Source organism: Acidovorax sp. 35-64-16, from assembly GCF_002281195.1.
GTDB lineage: Bacteria > Pseudomonadota > Gammaproteobacteria > Burkholderiales > Burkholderiaceae_C > Acidovorax > Acidovorax defluvii.
On the sequence record NZ_NCFM01000029.1, the window covers coordinates 14,517 to 32,681 of the forward strand.

Consider the following 18,165-nt stretch of genomic DNA (forward strand, 5'->3'; position numbering starts at 1 on the left):
ATTCAGACAACCTGGGGGACTATACCGAAGCACAAAGTCGGGCCGGTTGTGCTCCGCGATGGCGCTGGCGCTCAGGCCAGCCAGCGTCCCAGCGCAGTGCTGTCGGTTGCGGTGAGGCTGATGGTGTCTGGCGTTGCTGCAGTGGCCTTGCGGCTGCGCCGCCCTGCCGGTTTTGACTTGCCGGGGGCAACAGCCGCCTGTGCAGCCGGCAGCGCCATGGGCAACTGCAGCAGGCGGCCATCGCGTGCCACCACGGCAGTGACATGTGTCGCCGCTCCCGCATAAAACGCCACATCCTCCAGCCGGGCAATGCGCCAGCCCTGGCCTTGCACTTGCATGCCCAGCCACTCATCCCCCGCGGCCATGCCCGCCTTTTCGGCGGGGCCGCCACGCAGCACGGTCTTGAGCTGCACGCTGTGGTTTTCGGTGACGCGCAGGCCCAGGCGCTGCGCCAGCTGGGGCTGCTCGGGCTTGAGTGCCACTCCATGAGCGGCCAGCAGCTCGGCCAGGGGGAGTTCGGCGGTGCTGTGCACCCACTGGTCCAGCTCGTTGTCAAAGGACCGCCCCGCTAGCGAGGCCAGCTCGGCGCGCAGGTCGGCCTCGGTCATGGGGCCGCCGGCGCAGCGCTTCCAGAGGGCGCGCATCACGTCGTCGAGTGTGGTCTTGCCTTCACGGCGCAGCGTGAGATCCAGGCACAGGGCGACCAGCGAGCCCTTGGTGTAGTAGCTCACCGTGGCGTTGGGGGTGTTTTCATCCTGGCGGTAATACTTCACCCAGGCATCAAAACTGGCCTGCGCCACCGTCTGCACGCTGCGGCCCGGTGTCTGCAGCACCTGGTTGGTGGCCTTGGCCAGCAGCTTGAGGTAGGTGGCATCGTCGATCAGACCCGCACGGCGCAGCAGCAGGTCGTCGTAGTAGCTGGTGAAGCCCTCAAAAAACCACAGCAGCTGGGTGTAATTCTCCTGGCTGTAGTCGTAGCGGAAAAACTCTGCCGGGCGCAGGCGCTTGACGTTCCAGGTGTGGAAATACTCGTGGCTGATGAGGCCGAGCAAGGTGGTGTAGCCATCACTGGCGCGCGCTTCGCCCGTGCGGGGCAGGTCATGCCGGCCGCAAATCAGGGCCGTGGAGTTGCGGTGTTCCAGGCCGCCATAGCCGTCGTGAACGGCATTGAGCATGAAGAGGTAATTTTTGATTGGCGGCTTGCCCTTGCCGTGCCAGAAGCGGATGGCGGTCTCGCAGATTTTCTGGGTGTCGGCCAGCAGGCGTTTGCCGTCAAACGATGGCGCGGCACCCGCCACCACGAATCGGTGGGCCACGCCGCAGGCGGTGAATTGCCCGCTCCAGAAGGTTCCCATTTCGACCGGGCAGTCCACCAGTTCGTCGTAGTGGCTTGCCGCATACGAGCCAAAGCCCCTTTTGTCGATGGACTGCGGCGTCAGCCCCGTGGCGACAGACCAGTGGGCGGTGGCCGCAGTGCTGGCGACTTCGAGTGCATGGGGCGCATCCTCTTGGCCATGCACACGCAGGCACACGCTGGTGCCATTGAAGAAGCCGCGCGAGGCATCCAGCCAGGCAGTGCGCACCGAGCTGTCGTAGGCACACACTTCGTAGGTAAGCACCAGGGGCCGGTCGGTGCGGCAGGTGGCGCGCCAGCGGTGCTTGTCCAGCTGCAAGAGCGGCACACGCCGGCCTTGTTGTGCACTCAGGCGCTGCAGATTTTTGGAAAACTCGCGCACCAGATAGCTGCCCGGTATCCAGACAGGAAGCGACAACTCCTGTTGTTCCTGCGGGTGCGCCACGGTCAGTGTGACGGTGAACAGCCGGGCATGTGGGTCGGCGGCTTCGATGCGGTAGTGAACGGGGGCCTGGGTGGCCTGGCTGGCTTGGCTGGAGGGTTTGCGGGAGGTACGGAAGGTGGGCATGGGTGCGGCGTCGCGCAAGGCGGGTGCTTAGTAGGCTGTCGGACTCGGACAACGTCGGCTGCAAACGGGCCGCAGCGGTCTAGTCATCTACCTTATTTTTGCCCCATAACCGTGCCATGAAGCAGCCAATCCTGCAAAGACTGTCCTCGCTGGGGGCCATTTTCGCTTTCGACGCCCCAGGTCTGACGGCCTCCTGGCTCCGATGCGCGCTTCACCCGCCGGGGTCTCGGGGGCTGGGAGGATGGCGCGGGGAGTGACGTCCCTGCAGGCGTTCAGTTGCTGCTGGGGGCGCTGCCGGCCTCTGCCAGGCGCTTTTCTACATCCTGGGCGTTGATGGCGCCCGGAACGCGTGAGCCGTCGGTGAATATCAGCGTGGGGGTTCCGGTGATCTTGTATTTTTTGCCGAAGGCAAGATTGCGCTGAATGGCGCTGGTGTCGCAGCTGGCGGTGTTGGGGGTCTTGTCGCGCAGCATGAAGTCGTGCCAGGTGGCGGCCCGGTCTTTGGCGCACCAGATGTTGCGGGATTTTTCTGCCGAGTCGGGGCTGAGGATGGGGTAGAGAAACAGATAGACCGTGATGTTGTCCACGTTCTGCATGTCCCGCTCGAAACGCTTGCAATAGCCGCAGTTGGGGTCTTCAAACACCGCCACCTTGCGTTTGCCATCGCCACGCACGATGGTGAAGGCATCCTTCAGGGGCAGGGCAGAAAACTCCACCGCCGTGAGTTTGTTAATGCGGTCTTCGGTCAGGTTGCGGCGCGCCTTGGTGTCGATCAGCTCGCCCTGGATGACGTAGTTGCCTTTGGCGTCGGTATAAAAAAGATCGGTGCCGATGCGCACTTCATACAGGCCAGGCATGGCAGTGGTGCGCACCTCGTCGATTTTTTCCATTTGCGGAATGCGTTCGGCCAGCGTTTTGCGGATGGCGGCCTCCTGGGCGGAAGCGGTGAAACTCAGGGCGAAAGCGGCCGTGGCCAGCAGGGTGGGAATCAATTGCATCGTGTTCTCGTTCAGTGGTGTCGCTGCGGCTGCCTGTGCAGCCACCAAATTCAGTGGGTTCCCATGGCCTGGCGAGCCATCCATTCCTTCAGGGGGCCGCTGCGCTCGAAACCTTTCATGCCCCAGTTGCGCAGCGCCTGCCATGGCCCTTCGGTCCGCGCAAAAAGCTGCTGCAGACTGTCGGTTGCCAGCCCCATGGGCAGCATGTCCGCCTTGCGCTCGCGCTCGTAACCGCGCAGCAAGCGCAAATCCGCCACGCTGCGCCAGTAGTCGCGTCCGTGCAGCACGCGGGCCAATACCTGCGCATCTGCCAGCCCCATGTTCAGCCCTTGTCCTGCCAGCGGATGCACGTTGTGCGCAGCATCACCGGCGAGTACCCAGCTGCGTGCCTGGCCGCCCTGCGCAGGCAGAGCCCCGCACCAGCGGTTGGCGCGCGCCTGCTGCAAGGGCCAGGCCGCACGCTCACCACTCAGTTGCAATGCGCCGAGTGCGCCATGACTGGCGTCGTGCAGGCGCTGGGCGAATTCCTGCGGTTCCAGCGCCAGCAACTCGGGCACCCGTTCCTTGATGACAGACCAGACCACTGCCACGGAGTTCCCCTGCGCACCGTCCAGCGGCAAAAAAGCCAGGATGCCGTCGGGCGAAAACCACTGGCGGGCAACCTGGCCGTGGGGGCGTTCGCACGTCAGCCGCGTGGCAATGGCGTGCTGTTCGTAGGCCGTCACCTCGAAGTCCACCCCAAACTCGCTGCGGGTGCGGCTGGCCCGGCCTTCGCACACCGCGGTAAGGGCCGCGGGCACTGGCTCTGGCACCACCTCCACTTGCGGCTGGTAGCGCACGGCTTCTGCCAGGCGGGCTTCCAGCGCTGGCACATCCACAATCCAGGCCAGTGCGTCCGCGCCCTGGGTGGCGGCGTCAAAGTGCACTGCGCCACCCTGGTCGCCAAACACCTGCATTTGTGTCACTGCCGTGGCATGGGCCGGGTCGGGCCAGCTGCGCAACGACTCGAGCAACTGGCGCGAGGCCGCATTCAGTGCATAGGCTCGCACATCGCCAGTGGGCGCAACCGCGGGAGCGGGTGCGGCCACCAGGGCTACGCGCAGCCTCTCGCGGGCCAGCAGCAAGGCCAGGGTGCGGCCCACCACGCCGGCGCCACGGATACAGATGTCAAAGGTTTTTGCCATGGCGGCATTGTAGGAGGGCCCTACGGACCGGAGGGCGGGGCAAAATGGCGCACCCGGCCCTCGCGGCCGCTGTCAGGAGCTTTGCGGCGTGACTTCTTTCCCTGAATCCGATCTGTCGGGCACGATCTCGCGCCTGTTTGTTTACCCGGTCAAATCCTGCGCGGGAGTGGAGGTGCAGGAGGCATTGCTCACCGAAACCGGCCTGGACCTGGACCGTGCCTGGATGGTGGTGGATGCCCTGGGCGTGTTCCTGACCCAGCGCGCCTTGCCCCGCATGGCGCTGATTCGTCCCCAGCTCAAAACCTCGGAACTGGTGCTGCGCGCCCCGGGCATGCTGGCGCTGCATTTGGCAGTGGATGCCGTGGAGGGCCCGGCCACCGTCACGGTATGGAAGGACACCGTGCCTGCCTGGGACATGGGCCCCCTGGCTGCGCAATGGTTCAGCGATTTTCTGGGGCAACCCTGCCGTCTGGTGCGGTTTGACCCGCACTACCGCCGTCTGTCGAGCACAGATTGGACCCAGGGGGTCGAGGCGCTCAACCAGTTTTCTGACGGATTTCCCTTGCTGGTGGTCAGCGAGGCATCGTTGGCAGAGCTCAATGCACGCCTGGTGGCCGCCGGGCAGGAGCCCGTGGGCATGGAGCGTTTTCGGCCCAACGTGGTGCTGGCGGGGGTGCAGGCGCACGACGAAGACCGCGTGGACATGCTGCGCGTGGCGGTGGGGCAGCAAGAGGTGCACTTGCAGCCCGTCAAGCCTTGCGCGCGCTGCCCCATTCCCAACATCGATCCGGCCACCGCACACAGCAGCCCGGTGGTGGCGGACACCTTGCAGGCCTATCGGCAGGACCCGCGTGTAGGGGGCGCCATCACCTTTGGCATGAACGCCATCGTGCGGCAGGGGGTGGGGCAGGTGCTGCGCGTGGGGCAGCCCATTGGCGCAGATGTGCGTTTCGACTGAACGTCGCGGTGCGCGAAAACCGGGCCAGGCCACAGGCCCGTAAAATCAGTGGTTTGTCTCCAGAACACCAGAAAGCCCTGCCATGAGCCTCCAATGCGGCATCGTGGGCCTGCCCAACGTCGGCAAGTCCACCCTCTTCAACGCCCTGACCAAGGCCGGCATCGCCGCCGAGAACTATCCCTTTTGCACCATTGAGCCCAATGTGGGCGTGGTGGAGGTGCCCGACCCGCGCCTGCAGCAGCTGGCCGAGATCATCCAGCCCGAGCGCATCGTGCCGGCCATCGTCGAATTTGTGGACATCGCAGGCCTGGTGGCCGGTGCCAGCCAGGGCGAAGGCCTGGGCAACCAGTTTCTGGCCCACATCCGTGAAACCGATGCTATCGTGAACGTGGTGCGCTGCTTCGAAGACGACAACGTGATCCACGTCGCCGGACGCGTTGATCCGATCTCGGACATCGAAGTCATCCAGACCGAGCTGTGCCTGGCCGACATGGGCACCGTGGACAAGGCGCTCAACCGCTACACCAAGGCCGCCAAGTCGGGCAACGACAAGGATGCCGCCAAGCTGGTGGCGCTGCTCACGCGCATCCAGGCCGCGCTCAACGAAGGCAAGCCCGCCCGCTCGGTGGCAATCACCAAGGAAGAGCAGCCCCTGCTCAAGTCCTTGTGCCTGATCACCGCCAAGCCCGCCATGTTTGTCGGCAACGTCAGCGAAGACGGCTTTGAAAACAACCCCTTCCTGGATCGTCTGAAGGAATATGCTGCCAGCCAGAATGCTCCCGTGGTGGCCATTTGCGCCAAGATGGAAGCAGAAATGGCCGAGATGGGCGACGAAGACCGCGACATGTTCCTGGCCGAGATGGGCCAGACCGAGCCGGGCCTGGCCCGCCTGATCCGTGGCGCCTTCAAGCTGCTGGGCCTGCAGACTTACTTCACCGCCGGCGTGAAGGAAGTGCGCGCCTGGACCATCCACATTGGAGACACCGCCCCGCAGGCTGCCGGCGTGATCCACGGCGACTTCGAGCGCGGCTTCATTCGCGCGCAGACCATAGCGTTTGATGATTTCATTGCCTACAAGGGCGAGCAGGGCGCCAAGGATGCCGGCAAGATGCGCGCAGAAGGCAAGGAATACGTGGTGAAAGACGGCGACGTACTGAACTTCCTGTTCAACGTCTAACCGGAGAGCGTGCGGCCTTTTGGCCCGTGTCTCTGCCCACATCCCTGCACCGCCTGGCGTTGCAGGGATTTTTTATGGCTTTATGGAACGGGCCCATGCTGCCTGCATGACCGCTTCCCATCACTTTTTCACGCCATGACTCCTGGAATCGTCTATGCCACCCTCGCCTACATGGCCTGGGGCTTGTTTCCGCTGTATTTCCGGCAGGTCGCCCATGTGCCCGCGCTGGAGGTGGTGGTGCACCGCACCGTGTGGTCGCTGGTGTTTGTGTTGGCAGTGCTGGCGGTGCGCAGGCACTGGGGCTGGATGCGCGCCCTGCGGGGCCAGCCCAGGGTGCTGGGGGCGTTTGCGGTGTCGGCGCTGCTGCTGTCGGTCAACTGGCTCACTTATGTGTGGGCGGTGCAAAACAACCATGTGGTGGATGCCAGCCTCGGCTACTTCATCCTTCCGCTGGTGAATGTAGCGCTGGGTTTTGTTTTTCTGCACGAACGGCCCCGCCCCGGGCAATGGCTGGCCGTGGCGGTGGCGGCGGCCGGTGTGCTGTGGCTGGCGGTGCAGGCCGGACGCGTGCCCTGGATTGCGCTGGTGCTGGCCTTGAGCTTTGGTTTCTATGGCCTGTTGCGCAAGGTGGCCACGCTGGGTGCACTGGAGGGGCTGGCGCTGGAAACCATGATGCTGGCGCCGGTGGCGGTGGCCGCACTCGCCATGTGGTCGTCGCAGGGGCAGGGCGCGCTGGTGCAGGGGGATACGGCCACCGTGGCGTGGCTGCTGGTAGCCGGCCCCATGACTGCGGTGCCCTTGTTGCTGTTTGCGGCGGGTGCGCGCCTGATTCCCATGGCCACGCTGGGCATCCTGCAGTACATCTCGCCCAGCCTGCAGTTTGCGCTGGGGATCTGGCTGTTTCACGAGCCGTTCGAGCCCGAGCGCCTGGTGGGTTTTGTGCTGATCTGGGCGGCGCTGCTGGTGTACAGCCTGGAGGGCTGGTGGACCCGCCGGAGCAGTGCCGCAGCGTGAGCGCGGGTCGGAATATTCGTTTGAATCAGATTTTAAGTAAAATTCGGCTCTAGCGCTTATGGGGTAAGCGCAAGCAGCTATATTTTTAGTAGCATTTTTTGGTGTGCTGTTGGCACTGCAGGTGGTGGGCCGGGTGAATGCCGGGCCCTGCCCACAAGGCGGGAGTGCAAGGCGGGATCGTGCGGTGGCCGCCGTTTTGTGCACTTTGCTTGCCCACGGGTGGTTGACACGCATCAATCAGCGCCCACACTGTGCGGCAATGTCTTTATGTCCGGCGCGCAGCGCTGCCCTCCATGCCCGATGCACCTGTTGACACGTTTCCGGCGCCGCCTGCACCGTCAGTACCGCCTGCACCGTCTGGTGCCACCGTGGTGTTCCATGCGCGCAATTTGTGCAAGACCTACCAGACGGGCGAGGTGCAAGTGCGTGCGCTGCACGATGTCAACCTGGATATCGTGCGCGGCGAGTTCGTGGTGCTGCTGGGCGCCTCGGGCAGCGGCAAATCCACGCTGCTCAACATCCTGGGTGGGCTGGATGTGCCGACCAGCGGCGAGGTGCGTTTTTCTGACCACGCCCTGAGCGGCGCCAGCGAGAGCGAGCTCACCACCTACCGGCGCGAGCATGTGGGGTTTGTGTTTCAGTTCTACAACCTGATCCCCAGCCTGACGGTGCGCGAAAACGTGGCCTTGGTCACCGACATCGCGCCGCACCCGATGTCCATCGACGAGGCGATTGGCCTGGTGGGGTTGACGCCGCGCCAGCACCACTTTCCGGCGCAACTGTCGGGCGGCGAGCAGCAGCGCGTGGCGATTGCCCGCGCCATCGTCAAGCGCCCCGATGTGCTGCTGTGCGACGAGCCCACCGGCGCACTCGACTACCAGACCGGCAAGATGGTGCTGGAGGTGATCGCCCGCATCAATGCCGAGCTGGGCACCACGGCCGTGGTCATCACGCACAACGCGGCCATCGCTGCCATGGCCGACCGCGTGGTGTACCTGGTGGACGGCACCATCCAGCGCATCGAGCGCAATGCGCACCGGCTCTCGCCTTCGGAGCTGTCGTGGTGAGGCAGAAAACACACCCACGCTCGCCCGCTGCGCGGGGTCCGCTGCCCCCCAAGGGCGCCGCTTTTTGCCTTGGGGCGGCCCGGCGGCAATAAATATGAAAGCCCTCGACCGCAAACTGCTGCGCGACTTGCGCCGCATGTGGAGCCAGGCGCTCACCATCGCGCTGGTGGTGGCCAGCGGCCTGGGGGGCTTCATCACCACCTTGTCGGCGGTGGAATCGCTGGCGCTGGCGCGCGACCAGTTTTATGCCCAGGGGCACTTTGCCGATGCGTTTGCCGCCGTCAAGCGTGCGCCGCTGGCACTGGCCGAGGTATTGCGCGGCGTGCCCGGCGTGGCCGATGTGCAGGTGACGGTGGAGCAGGTGGTGCGCGTGGAGATCGCCGGGCTGGTCGATCCCATCGTCGGCCAGCTCATTGGTGTGGACCTGCGCCAGCTGCCGCGCATGAACCAGGTCACGGTGCGCAGCGGCCGCGCCCTGGCCCCGCCCGGCGCGGGGCAGGGCCGCAGCGACAGCGCCATTGATGCGCTGGTGTCCGAAGGCTTTGCCCGCGTGCGCGGGCTGCACCCGGGCGACGAGCTGATTGCGCTGGTCAACGGCAAGCGCCGCACCCTGCGCATCGTGGGCACGGCGCTGTCGCCCGAATACATCTTTGCGGGCCTGGCGGGCATGCCCGACCTGCGCGGCTTTGGCGTGTTCTGGGTGGACCGCGAGGCACTGGCCGCGGCCTACGACATGCAGGGCGCATTCAACCGCGTGGCCGTCAAGCTGGCGCCGCAGGCGTCAGAGCCCGCCGTGCTCGATGGCCTCTCGCGCCTGCTGGCGCCCTACGGCGGGCGCGACGCCCGCGGCAGGGAAGACCAGTCTTCGCACGCCATGCTCGACAACGAGATCAAGGAGCAGCGCGTGATGGGCACCTTGCTGCCCGCCATCTTTCTGGCCGTGGCGGCTTTTTTGCTGCATGTGGTGCTCTCGCGCCTGGTGGCCACGCAGCGCGAGCAGATCGCTGCGCTCAAGGCGCTGGGCTATGCCAATGCGGCCATTGCCGGGCATTACCTCAAGCTGGTGGCCGTGATCGTGGTGGTGGGGCTGGCGCTGGGCGTGGCGCTGGGCAACTGGCTGGGCACCATGCTGACCGGGTTGTACGCCGAGTTCTTCTTTTTTCCGGTGTTCGAGCACCGCATCGCGCCCTGGCTGATTCTGGTGGGCGCGGGGGTCACCGGCACCACAGCCCTGCTGGGCACGCTCAGCGCCATCGGAGCCACCGTGCGCCTGGCCCCGGCCGAGGCCATGCGCCCGCCTGCCCCGGGCCAGTATCGGCGCACCGTGCTGGAGCGCCTGGGCGTGCGCCGCATACCGGCCGGGCTGCGCATGATCCTGCGCAACATGGAGCGCAAGCCCCTGCGCACCACGCTCACCATCGGCGGCACGGCGGCGGCGGTGGCCATCGTGGTCATGGGCAACTTCTTTCGCGATGCCATCGACCATATCGTGGACACCACCTTTCACCTGGCGATGCGCAGTGATGTGAACGTGTGGATGACCGAACCGGTGGATGCCCTGGCCCGCCTGCAGCTGGCGCGCCTGCCCGGAGTGACAAGCGTGGAGCCCACGCGCAGCGTGGCGGTGCGCATGGGCCATGGCCACCGCAGCGAGCGGGTGGGGCTGCAAGGCGTGGCACCGGGTGCGCAGCTCTTGCGCGTGATCGACGTGGATGGCCGGCAAAGCCCCGTGCCTGACGCCGGTCTGCTGCTGACCGACCGCATGGCCGACAAGCTCGGTGTGCGCGTGGGCGACAGGGTGCGCGTGGAGGTGCTGGAGGGCCGCCAGCGCACGCTGCAGGTGCCGGTGCAGGCCACCGTGCGCGAAATGATGGGGCTGAACGCCTATGTGCAGCGCGATGTGCTCAACCGCTGGCTGCAAGAGGGCGATGTGGCCTCGCAGTTTGACGTGGCGCTGGAGCCGGGCTCGGAGGCGCGCTTTCTGGAGGCCACCAAGGCCCTGCCGGTGGTGGCGGGCGCCTTCAGCAAGGCCACACTGCTGCGCAACATGCAGGATGTGAGCGCGCGCAATGTGCGCATCATGAGCACCATCCTCACGCTGTTTGCGGCCGTGATTGCGGTGGGAGTGGTTTACAACAACTCCCGCATTGCGCTGGCCGAGCGCACCTGGGAGCTGGCCAGCCTGCGCGTGCTGGGATTTACGCGGGGCGAGGTGTCGGCGCTGCTGCTGGGCGAACTGGCGATTGGCATCGCGCTGGCGCTGCCGCTCGGTATGGCCATGGGCCTGGGGCTGGTGCACCTGCTGGTGGAACTGCTCAAGAATGACCAGTTTCTGTTCCCGGTGGTCATCAGTGCGCGCACCTATGCCTGGGCGGGCCTGTGCGTGGTGGCAGCCGGCCTGGCCAGCGCGCTGGTGGTGCGCCGGCAAATCGACCGGCTGGACATGGTGGGTGCGCTCAAGACGCGCGAATAGGCTGCGGCCAACAAGGCGAACAATGCAAGCAACAGGGATATGGCAATGCAAAAGAAAACGTTGATGCTGGGTGTAGGTGCGCTGGTGGTGCTGGGCGCACTGCTGGCGTGGGCATTTGCACCCCGTCCGCTGCAGGTGGAGGCCACCGCCGTGGTGCAGGGCCGCTTTGAGGCCGGCATCGACGAAGATGCAAAAACCCGCCTGCGTGACCGCTTCAGCATCTCGGCCCCTTTGGCCGGGCGGTTGGCGCGCATTGCGCTGCGTGAGGGCGATGCGGTGCAGGCGGGCGACGTGGTGGCGCGCATCACCCCCGCCATGCCGGCCTTGCTGGACGAGCGCAGCCTGCGCGAACAGCAGGCACGCGTCACCGCCGCACAGGCCAATGTGCAGCGCGCTGCCGTGCGCATCGAACGCAGCCGGGTGGCGCAGGCGCAGGCCCGCAACGACCTGCGGCGCAGCGAACAGCTGGCGCAGCAGGGCTTCGTGGCCCCCACGCGGCTCGATAGCGAGCGCCTGGCGCTGCAGGCGGCAGAAAAAGACACCGACGCCGCGGTGCAGGAACAGCAGGTGGCCCGCGCTGCGCTCGACGTAGTGCAGCGCCCCGGCAGCGCCCCGGCTGGCAAGGCCTTCGAGGTGCTGGCCCCCGTCGCCGGCCGTGTGCTGCGCGTGGCGCAGGTCAGCGAAAGTGTGGTGGCGCTGGGCACCGTGCTGGTCGAGGTGGGCGACACCGCGCAGCTCGAAGTGGTGGCGCCGCTGCTGTCCACCGATGCGCTGCAGGTGCGCCCGGGTAGCCCCGTGCGCATCGAGCGCTGGGGTGGGCCGGGCGTGTTGCAGGGGCGCGTGCGCAGCGTGGAGCCGGCGGCGTTCACCAAGGTGTCGGCGTTGGGCGTGGAAGAGCAGCGGGTCAACGTGCTGATCGACCTGACCAGCCCGCCCGCGCAATGGGCCGCACTGGGCGACGGCTACCGCGTGGTGGCGCGCGTGCTCACCCGCGAGGCGCCGGACGCCACGCTGGTGCCAGTGAGCGCGCTGTTCCCGCTGCCTGTCAGCGACGGCGCCGCATCGGCCCCGATGGCGGATGCTGCCGCGCCGCGCATGGCCGTGTTTGTGGTCGAGGGTGGCCGGGCACGGCGCACGCCTGTGGTGCTGGAGGCGCGTGGCAGCACCCACGCCTGGGTGAAAGAGGGGCTGCAAGCGGGTGATCAGGGCGTTGTGTACCCGCCCGCTGCGCTGACCGATGGTGCGCGTGTCCAGTTGCGCACCCCCTGACGGAGTGTTGGCCCATGGTCTCTGAATCCCTGGTGGAAGCCTATGCCGCCGCCGAGCAGCGCCTGCGCCAGTTGCAGTGCAGCCCCGAGGCTTTTGGCCACCCCACCGGCACCGTGGAGTGGATCGAAACCCATATCTCCTGGCTGCTGCTGGCGGGTGACTTTGTCTACAAGTTCAAGAAGCCGCTGAAGCTGGATTTCCTGGACTTCAGCACCCCCGCGCTGCGGCGCGCCGCCTGCGAGGAAGAGCTGCGCATCAACCGCCGCACCGCGCCGGCCCTGTATTTGGGGCTGGTGGCGTTGAGCGGTGCGGCAAACAGCCTGCAGCTGCAGCCCGCCGAAGCGGCCCCGGCCGATGCGGAACCTGCCGTGCGCATGCGCCGCTTTCCACAAGAGGCGCTGCTGAGCCACCTGCTGGAGCAGCAGCGCCTGTTGCCCGGCCACATCGACGCCCTGGCGCAGCAGGTCGCGCAGTTCCACGCCGGGGCGAGGGTGGCTACGCCCGGGCAGGTCTGGGGCACGGCCCATGCCGTGGTGGCGCCGGTGCAGGATTGCCTGGCGGCGCTGCAGCCGCTGGTGGCGCAGGCCGTGCCAGACATGGGCCCCGCGCTGCGGCAGCTGGCGCAGTGGTGTGCCAGCCAAGGCACCGCGCTGGCGCCGGTGTTCCTGCAGCGCCTGCAGTCCGGTCGGGTGCGCGAATGCCATGGCGACCTGCACCTGGCCAATCTGGTGCTGATGGACGGACAGCCGCAGCTGTTCGATGCGATCGAGTTCAACCCCGCACTGCGCTGGATCGATTGCGTGGCTGACATTGCCTTTTTGGCCATGGACCTGGAAGCCCGCGGCCGCGCCGACCTGGCGTGGCGCTTTCTGAACGCCTGGCTGGAGCACACCGGCGACTACGCTGGTTTGCAGGTGCTGCTGTACTACCGCGTGTACCGGGCCCTGGTGCGCGCCCGCGTGGCGGGCCTGCGGCTGGCGCAGGTGGAGGGTGAGGTGGGGCGCGACGAGCACACGGCCAGCCTGCGGGAAGTGCGGCGCTATCTGGCGCTGGCGCTGCGCTTCACAGAGCCCCGCACGGTCGAACTGTGGCTGGCGCATGGATTTTCTGGTGCGGGCAAAAGTACGCAGTCGCAGGCGCTGATTGCCGAGCGCGGCGTGGTGCGCGTGCGCGCCGATGTGGAGCGCAAGCGGCTGTTCGGCCTGTCGCCGCAGGCATCGAGCGCGGCGGTGCGGGGCGGCATTTATACGGCTGCGGCCTCGCAGCGCACCCACGAAGCCCTGGCGCAGGCGGCCCGCTGGGCGCTGGGTGCGGGCCACACTGTGCTGGTGGATGCCACGTTCCTGAACCCCGCCATGCGCCAGTGCTTCATGGCACTGGCGGCGCAAGCGCAGGTGCGGTGCCGCATTTTGTCGTTCGAGGCGCCTTTGGCGGTGCTGCGTGAGCGGGTGCGCAGCCGCCAGCTGGCGGGGGGCGATGCGTCAGAGGCCTCGGTGCAGGTGCTGGAATCGCAATGGGCGGCGGCACAGCCGCTCTCGCCCGCAGAAGAGGCGCTGACGGTGCATGTGGACACCACCCGGCCGGTGGACTGGAATGTGCTGCTGCCGCGCGCCGATGGCAGCATGCCGGCTACATCGCCAGTTGCCCGGGCATGAAATACAGCAGCACGCTGGTCATGACCAGGTAGCGAAAGAACTTGCCCACCGCCATGTAGGCCAGGCAAGGCCAGAACGGCAGCTGGAGCCAGCCCGCCACGGCGCACAGCGGGTCGCCCACCACGGGCAGCCAGCTCAGCAGGCAGGTCTTGGCCCCCCATTTGCGCAGCCAGACGCGCGCGCGGCGCTCGGTGCGGCTGAGTTCGCGCGCCGGTTTGGCATCGGCGCCGGTGGGGTGGTTCAAACGGCGGTGGCGCCGTGCCGCATCCCAGGCGCGGTGCGCCCCAAGGCCCATCCACCAGCTCACCCCGCCGCCCAGGGTGTTGCCCAGCGTGGCAACGCCAATGGCGGGCCAGAACAGGTCGGGGTTGAGCTTGATCAGGCCAAACACCGCAGCCTCGGAGCCCACAGGCAACAGCGTTGCCGAGACAAACGACACGATGAAGACCGTGCCCAGGCCGAATTGCGGCAAGGCGAGCCATTCCAGCAGCTGGTGCATCCAGATTTCCATAGGCATCAAGTGTAGGGTGGCAGCCGCACGGGCGGTGGGCCCTGAGGAACCAGTCCTACAAGGCACTGCGCCGTTTGGCCACGGCACCGATGCGCCAGGGTTTGTATCTTCAGGTCAGTCCAACCCTTGGCAGATATCGGAAGGCTGCAATGCACAACTCTTCACGGTCCCCGTCTTTTCCTTACCTTGCGCATTGGCTCTCGGTGGTCTCCGGCATCTGCCTGGCGGCATGTGTGCAAAGCCCCCAGGCTGCTGTGTCCGCCAACGCGATGCCCCCCGTGGCGATGGTTTGGGACACAGGAACAGGTAGCTGCGTGGTTGGCGAGCGGCTTCGCACCGCGGTGGCCAGCGTGCGCACCGTGCTGCGGGCGCAAGGGCTGGCGTTGAAGACAACTTGCCAGGCCGGCCAGGGTGCACTGGGGGTCCGGGTGGATGTGGTGGATGGCCTGCTCGCCAGCGCCGTGGTGCGTGGCCCGCTTGCCGAGGGCGAGCCCGTGGACATGGGCACCCCTGCGGGGGTGATCGGCGCGAAGGCCGGAAACGACAGCGAGGATATTTCGCCCGATGTGCAGCACAACCGCCAGTGGTTGCGAGCGCTGATGGCGCGCCACCAGTTCGACAACCTGCCGAACGCCTGGTGGCATTTTGCGCACCAGGCTGCGACGCAACCGGCTGTGGCCGAAGTGGAGCTGGCGGAGCGTTGAGCCCGTTGCCCTGAAGCGGCGCAATGGGGACGGCGACCAAGGGGCCGGTCGTCGCATTTTTTGAAGAGTTTTGACGCGGCGGCGCATTTCGGTTGCTGAAATTTTGAGCAGGTACAATCCTGCCTCCTTTTTCAGCAATCGCTGCTGCCATCCATCACGCCCCCTCCCATGCAGATCGGCCACATCCCTTTGGCGAATCGCTTGTTCGTCGCCCCCATGGCGGGCGTCACGGACCGGCCGTTTCGTCAGTTGTGCAAGGCGCTGGGCGCAGGCTATGCGGTGAGCGAGATGGTCACCTCGCGCAAGGACCTGTGGAACAGCCTCAAGACCTCGCGCCGGGCCAACCACGAGGGGGAGCCGGGGCCCATCGCCGTGCAGATTGCCGGCACCGAAGCGCAAATGATGGCCGAGGCCGCTGTCTTCAACATCGACCGTGGCGCGCAGATCATCGACATCAACATGGGCTGCCCGGCCAAGAAGGTGTGCAACAAGTGGGCGGGCTCGGCGCTGATGCAGGACGAGGCGCTGGCCGTGGAAATAGCCGCTGCCGTGGTCGAGGCCTGCGCACCGCGCAACGTGCCCGTCACGCTGAAGATGCGCACCGGCTGGTGCCAGCAGCACAAGAACGCCGTTTCGCTGGCGCGCCAGTTCGAGGCCGTGGGCATCCAGATGCTCACGGTGCACGGCCGCACGCGTGAGCAGGGGTACAAGGGCCAGGCCGAATACGACACCATTGCCGCCGTCAAAGCCGCAGTGCGTGTGCCTGTGGTGGCCAATGGCGACATCACATCGCCCGAGAAGGCGCGCCAGGTGCTGGCCGCCACCGGGGCCGATGCCATCATGGTCGGCCGCGCCGCCCAGGGCCGGCCCTGGATCTTTCGCGAGATCGGCCATTTTCTGACCACGGGCGAGCACCTGGCGCCGCCGTTGGTGGCCGAGCTGCGGCGCCTGCTGCTCGATCACCTGCACGACCACTACAGCCTGTACGGCGAAGGCACCGGTGTGCGCAGCGCGCGCAAGCACATTGCCTGGTACCTGCGGGCCTTGCCGGGGGGCGAGGCCTTGCGGCAACACATCAATACGATAGAAGACTGCACCACGCAGTGGCAGGCCGTGGCCGACTATCTGGATGCCCTCGGGCAACAGATGGACCGGCTGCCCGCCACCGCCGACGCGGATGCGGAACCAGAAGAACAAGAGGGAATGGCAGCATGAGCAAGAAGAGCATCGAAGAATCCGTGCGCGAGAGCCTGCACAGCTACTTTCGCGACCTGGGCGGCGAAACGCCCGATGGCATGTATGACATGGTGGTGCGCCTGGTTGAAAGGCCACTGCTGGAAGTGGTGATGCAGCAGGCCGAAAACAACCAGTCACGTGCCGCCGAATGGCTGGGCCTGAACCGCAACACGCTGCGCAAGAAGCTGGTCGAGCACAAGCTGCTGTGAGCTTTTTGCTATATAAATAATAGCTATTAGCGCTTGATGGACGGGCGCTAGAGCACGATTTCATTCAAACTACGACCACCACCATGAACGCACTCCTCTCCGTCTCCGACAAGACCGGCATCGTCGAATTTGCGCAAGCCCTGCACGCGCTGGGCATCAAGCTCTTGTCCACCGGCGGCACCGCCAAGCTGCTCGCCGACAAGGGCCTGCCCGTCACCGAGGTGGCCGAGGTCACGCAGTTCCCCGAGATGCTGGACGGCCGCGTCAAGACGCTGCACCCCAAGGTGCACGGCGGCCTGCTGGCCCGCCGCGAGCTGCCCGAACACATGGCGGCCTTGAAGGAACACGGCATCGACACCATCGACCTGCTGGTGGTCAACCTCTACCCCTTTGAAGCCACGGTGGCCAAGGCCGGCTGCACGCTGGCCGACGCCATCGAGAACATCGACATCGGCGGCCCCGCCATGGTGCGCAGCGCCGCCAAGAACTGGAAGGACGTGGGCGTGATCACCTCAGCCGACCAGTACGAGGCTGTGCTGGCCGAGCTGAAGGCGGGCGGCAAGCTGTCCGACAAGCTGCGCTTCGCGCTGTCGGTGGCGGCGTTCAACCGCATCGCGCAGTACGACGGCGCGATCAGCGACTACCTCTCGTCCGTCACCTTCGAGGAAGAGAAGCTGTCCGAGGCCTACGTGCCCCAGCGCGCGCTGTTCCCTGGCCAGAGCAACGGCATCTTTACCAAGGTGCAGGACCTGCGCTACGGCGAAAACAGCCACCAGCAGGCCGCGCTGTACCGCGACCTGCACCCCGCGCCCGGCTCGCTGGTCACCGGTGTGCAGCTGCAGGGCAAGGAACTGAGCTACAACAACATCGCCGACGCCGATGCAGCCTGGGAGTGCGTCAAGAGCTTTGACGTGCCGGCCTGCGTGATCGTCAAGCACGCCAACCCCTGCGGCGTGGCCGTGGGCCTCGATGCATTGACGGCCTACAGCAAGGCCTTCCAGACGGACCCGACCAGCGCCTTCGGCGGCATCATTGCGCTGAACCGCACGCTCGACGGCGCGGCTGCGGCGCAGATCAGCAAACAGTTCGTCGAAGTGCTGATGGCGCCCGACTTCACACCCGAGGCGCTGGACGTCTTCAAGGCCAAGGCGAATGTGCGCCTGATGAAGATTGCGCTGCCCGCGCACGGCGGCAAGACGGACTGGGAGCGTGGCCGCAACGCCATGGATGCCAAGCGCATCGGATCGGGCCTGCTGCTGCAGACGGCCGACAACCATGAGCTGGCGATCACCGAGCTGAAGGTGGTGACCAAGAAGCAGCCCACGCTGGAAGAAATGGAAGACCTGCTGTTTGCCTGGAAGGTGGCCAAGTACGTCAAGAGCAACGCCATCGTGTTCTGCAAGGGCGGCATGACCATGGGCGTGGGTGCAGGCCAGATGAGCCGCCTCGATTCGGCCCGCATCGCCAGCATCAAGGCGCAGCACGCCGGCCTCACCCTGCAGGGCACGGCGGTGGCGAGCGACGCCTTTTTCCCCTTCCGTGATGGCCTCGACGTGGTGGTGGACGCAGGTGCCACCTGTGTGATCCAGCCCGGTGGCAGCATGCGCGACCAGGAAGTGATCGACGCCGCCGACGAGCGCGGCGTGGCCATGGTGTTCAGCGGCGTGCGTCACTTCAGGCACTAAGTAGCCCCCTGAGTAACCGTCTTCAAAGTCAAGCACTATGAAGCGATGCGTCCCAAGGTTTGCCGGTTCTGACCATGGCGTTGAGCATGGTCAGCAGCTTGCG

General features: G+C 66.3%; 15 protein-coding genes. 11 read left to right on the forward strand and 4 right to left on the reverse strand.

The annotated features are described in order from the left end of the window. Positions 1-71: 71 nt before the first annotated feature. From B7Y64_RS14720 to B7Y64_RS14730, 3 genes are all read right to left on the reverse strand, one after another. Complete coding sequence (locus B7Y64_RS14720; RefSeq protein WP_291329231.1) at positions 72-1,922, reverse strand: peptidase M61; 1,851 nt, start codon at positions 1,920-1,922, stop codon at positions 72-74. Positions 1,923-2,194: 272 nt separating this feature from the next. Beyond that, positions 2,195-2,920, reverse strand: a complete 726-nt coding sequence (locus B7Y64_RS14725; protein ID WP_291327089.1) for a DsbC family protein — start codon at positions 2,918-2,920, stop codon at positions 2,195-2,197. A 50-nt stretch (positions 2,921-2,970) separates the two neighbouring features. Beyond that, positions 2,971-4,104, reverse strand: coding sequence for an FAD-dependent monooxygenase (locus B7Y64_RS14730; RefSeq protein ID WP_291327086.1), 1,134 nt, complete (start codon positions 4,102-4,104; stop codon positions 2,971-2,973). 88 nt (positions 4,105-4,192) lie between these two features. Between B7Y64_RS14730 and B7Y64_RS14735 the strand changes: the two genes are divergently transcribed. The 7 genes from B7Y64_RS14735 (at position 4,193) to B7Y64_RS14765 (ending at position 13,717) form a co-directional block, all read left to right on the forward strand. Beyond that, positions 4,193-5,062, forward strand: coding sequence for an MOSC N-terminal beta barrel domain-containing protein (locus B7Y64_RS14735; RefSeq protein ID WP_291327084.1), 870 nt, complete (start codon positions 4,193-4,195; stop codon positions 5,060-5,062). Positions 5,063-5,144: 82 nt separating this feature from the next. Then, a complete protein-coding gene (gene ychF / locus B7Y64_RS14740) occupies positions 5,145-6,239 on the forward strand; it encodes a redox-regulated ATPase YchF (RefSeq protein WP_291327082.1) in 1,095 nt (364 codons plus the stop codon). 135 nt (positions 6,240-6,374) lie between these two features. Beyond that, a complete protein-coding gene (gene rarD, locus B7Y64_RS14745; protein ID WP_291327080.1) occupies positions 6,375-7,253 on the forward strand; it encodes an EamA family transporter RarD in 879 nt (292 codons plus the stop codon). A 293-nt stretch (positions 7,254-7,546) separates the two neighbouring features. Further along, complete coding sequence (locus B7Y64_RS14750) at positions 7,547-8,320, forward strand: ABC transporter ATP-binding protein (RefSeq protein WP_024816210.1); 774 nt, start codon at positions 7,547-7,549, stop codon at positions 8,318-8,320. Positions 8,321-8,414: 94 nt separating this feature from the next. Next, positions 8,415-10,793, forward strand: coding sequence for an ABC transporter permease (locus B7Y64_RS14755; protein WP_291327078.1), 2,379 nt, complete (start codon positions 8,415-8,417; stop codon positions 10,791-10,793). Between the two features lie 45 nt (positions 10,794-10,838). Continuing rightward, positions 10,839-12,062, forward strand: coding sequence for an HlyD family efflux transporter periplasmic adaptor subunit (locus B7Y64_RS14760; RefSeq protein ID WP_366444452.1), 1,224 nt, complete (start codon positions 10,839-10,841; stop codon positions 12,060-12,062). A 14-nt stretch (positions 12,063-12,076) separates the two neighbouring features. Further along, the gene (locus B7Y64_RS14765) at positions 12,077-13,717 is read left to right on the forward strand and encodes a bifunctional aminoglycoside phosphotransferase/ATP-binding protein (RefSeq protein ID WP_291329229.1); all 1,641 of its coding nucleotides are present in this window, start codon (positions 12,077-12,079) and stop codon (positions 13,715-13,717) included. On the opposite strand, the gene B7Y64_RS14770 is transcribed toward B7Y64_RS14765, so the two are convergent. Further along, a complete protein-coding gene (locus tag B7Y64_RS14770; RefSeq protein ID WP_291326651.1) occupies positions 13,692-14,216 on the reverse strand; it encodes a YqaA family protein in 525 nt (174 codons plus the stop codon). The genes B7Y64_RS14765 and B7Y64_RS14770 overlap by 26 nt on opposite strands. 245 nt (positions 14,217-14,461) lie before the next feature. Between B7Y64_RS14770 and B7Y64_RS14775 the strand changes: the two genes are divergently transcribed. The 4 genes from B7Y64_RS14775 to purH all read left to right on the forward strand — a co-directional run bounded on the left by B7Y64_RS14775 (position 14,462) and on the right by purH (position 18,062). Continuing rightward, entirely contained in the window at positions 14,462-14,932 is a 471-nt protein-coding gene (locus B7Y64_RS14775; protein WP_291326647.1) for a M15 family metallopeptidase, read from the forward strand. Between the two features lie 168 nt (positions 14,933-15,100). After that, positions 15,101-16,147: a tRNA dihydrouridine synthase DusB gene (gene dusB, locus B7Y64_RS14780; protein WP_024816204.1), complete on the forward strand. Its 1,047-nt coding sequence runs from the start codon at positions 15,101-15,103 to the stop codon at positions 16,145-16,147. Further along, entirely contained in the window at positions 16,144-16,377 is a 234-nt protein-coding gene (locus B7Y64_RS14785; RefSeq protein ID WP_024816203.1) for a Fis family transcriptional regulator, read from the forward strand. Before dusB ends, B7Y64_RS14785 begins: the two co-directional genes overlap by 4 nt. Positions 16,378-16,460: 83 nt before the next feature. Beyond that, positions 16,461-18,062: a bifunctional phosphoribosylaminoimidazolecarboxamide formyltransferase/IMP cyclohydrolase gene (gene purH / locus B7Y64_RS14790; RefSeq protein WP_291326649.1), complete on the forward strand. Its 1,602-nt coding sequence runs from the start codon at positions 16,461-16,463 to the stop codon at positions 18,060-18,062. The last annotated feature ends 103 nt before the right edge of the window (positions 18,063-18,165 follow it).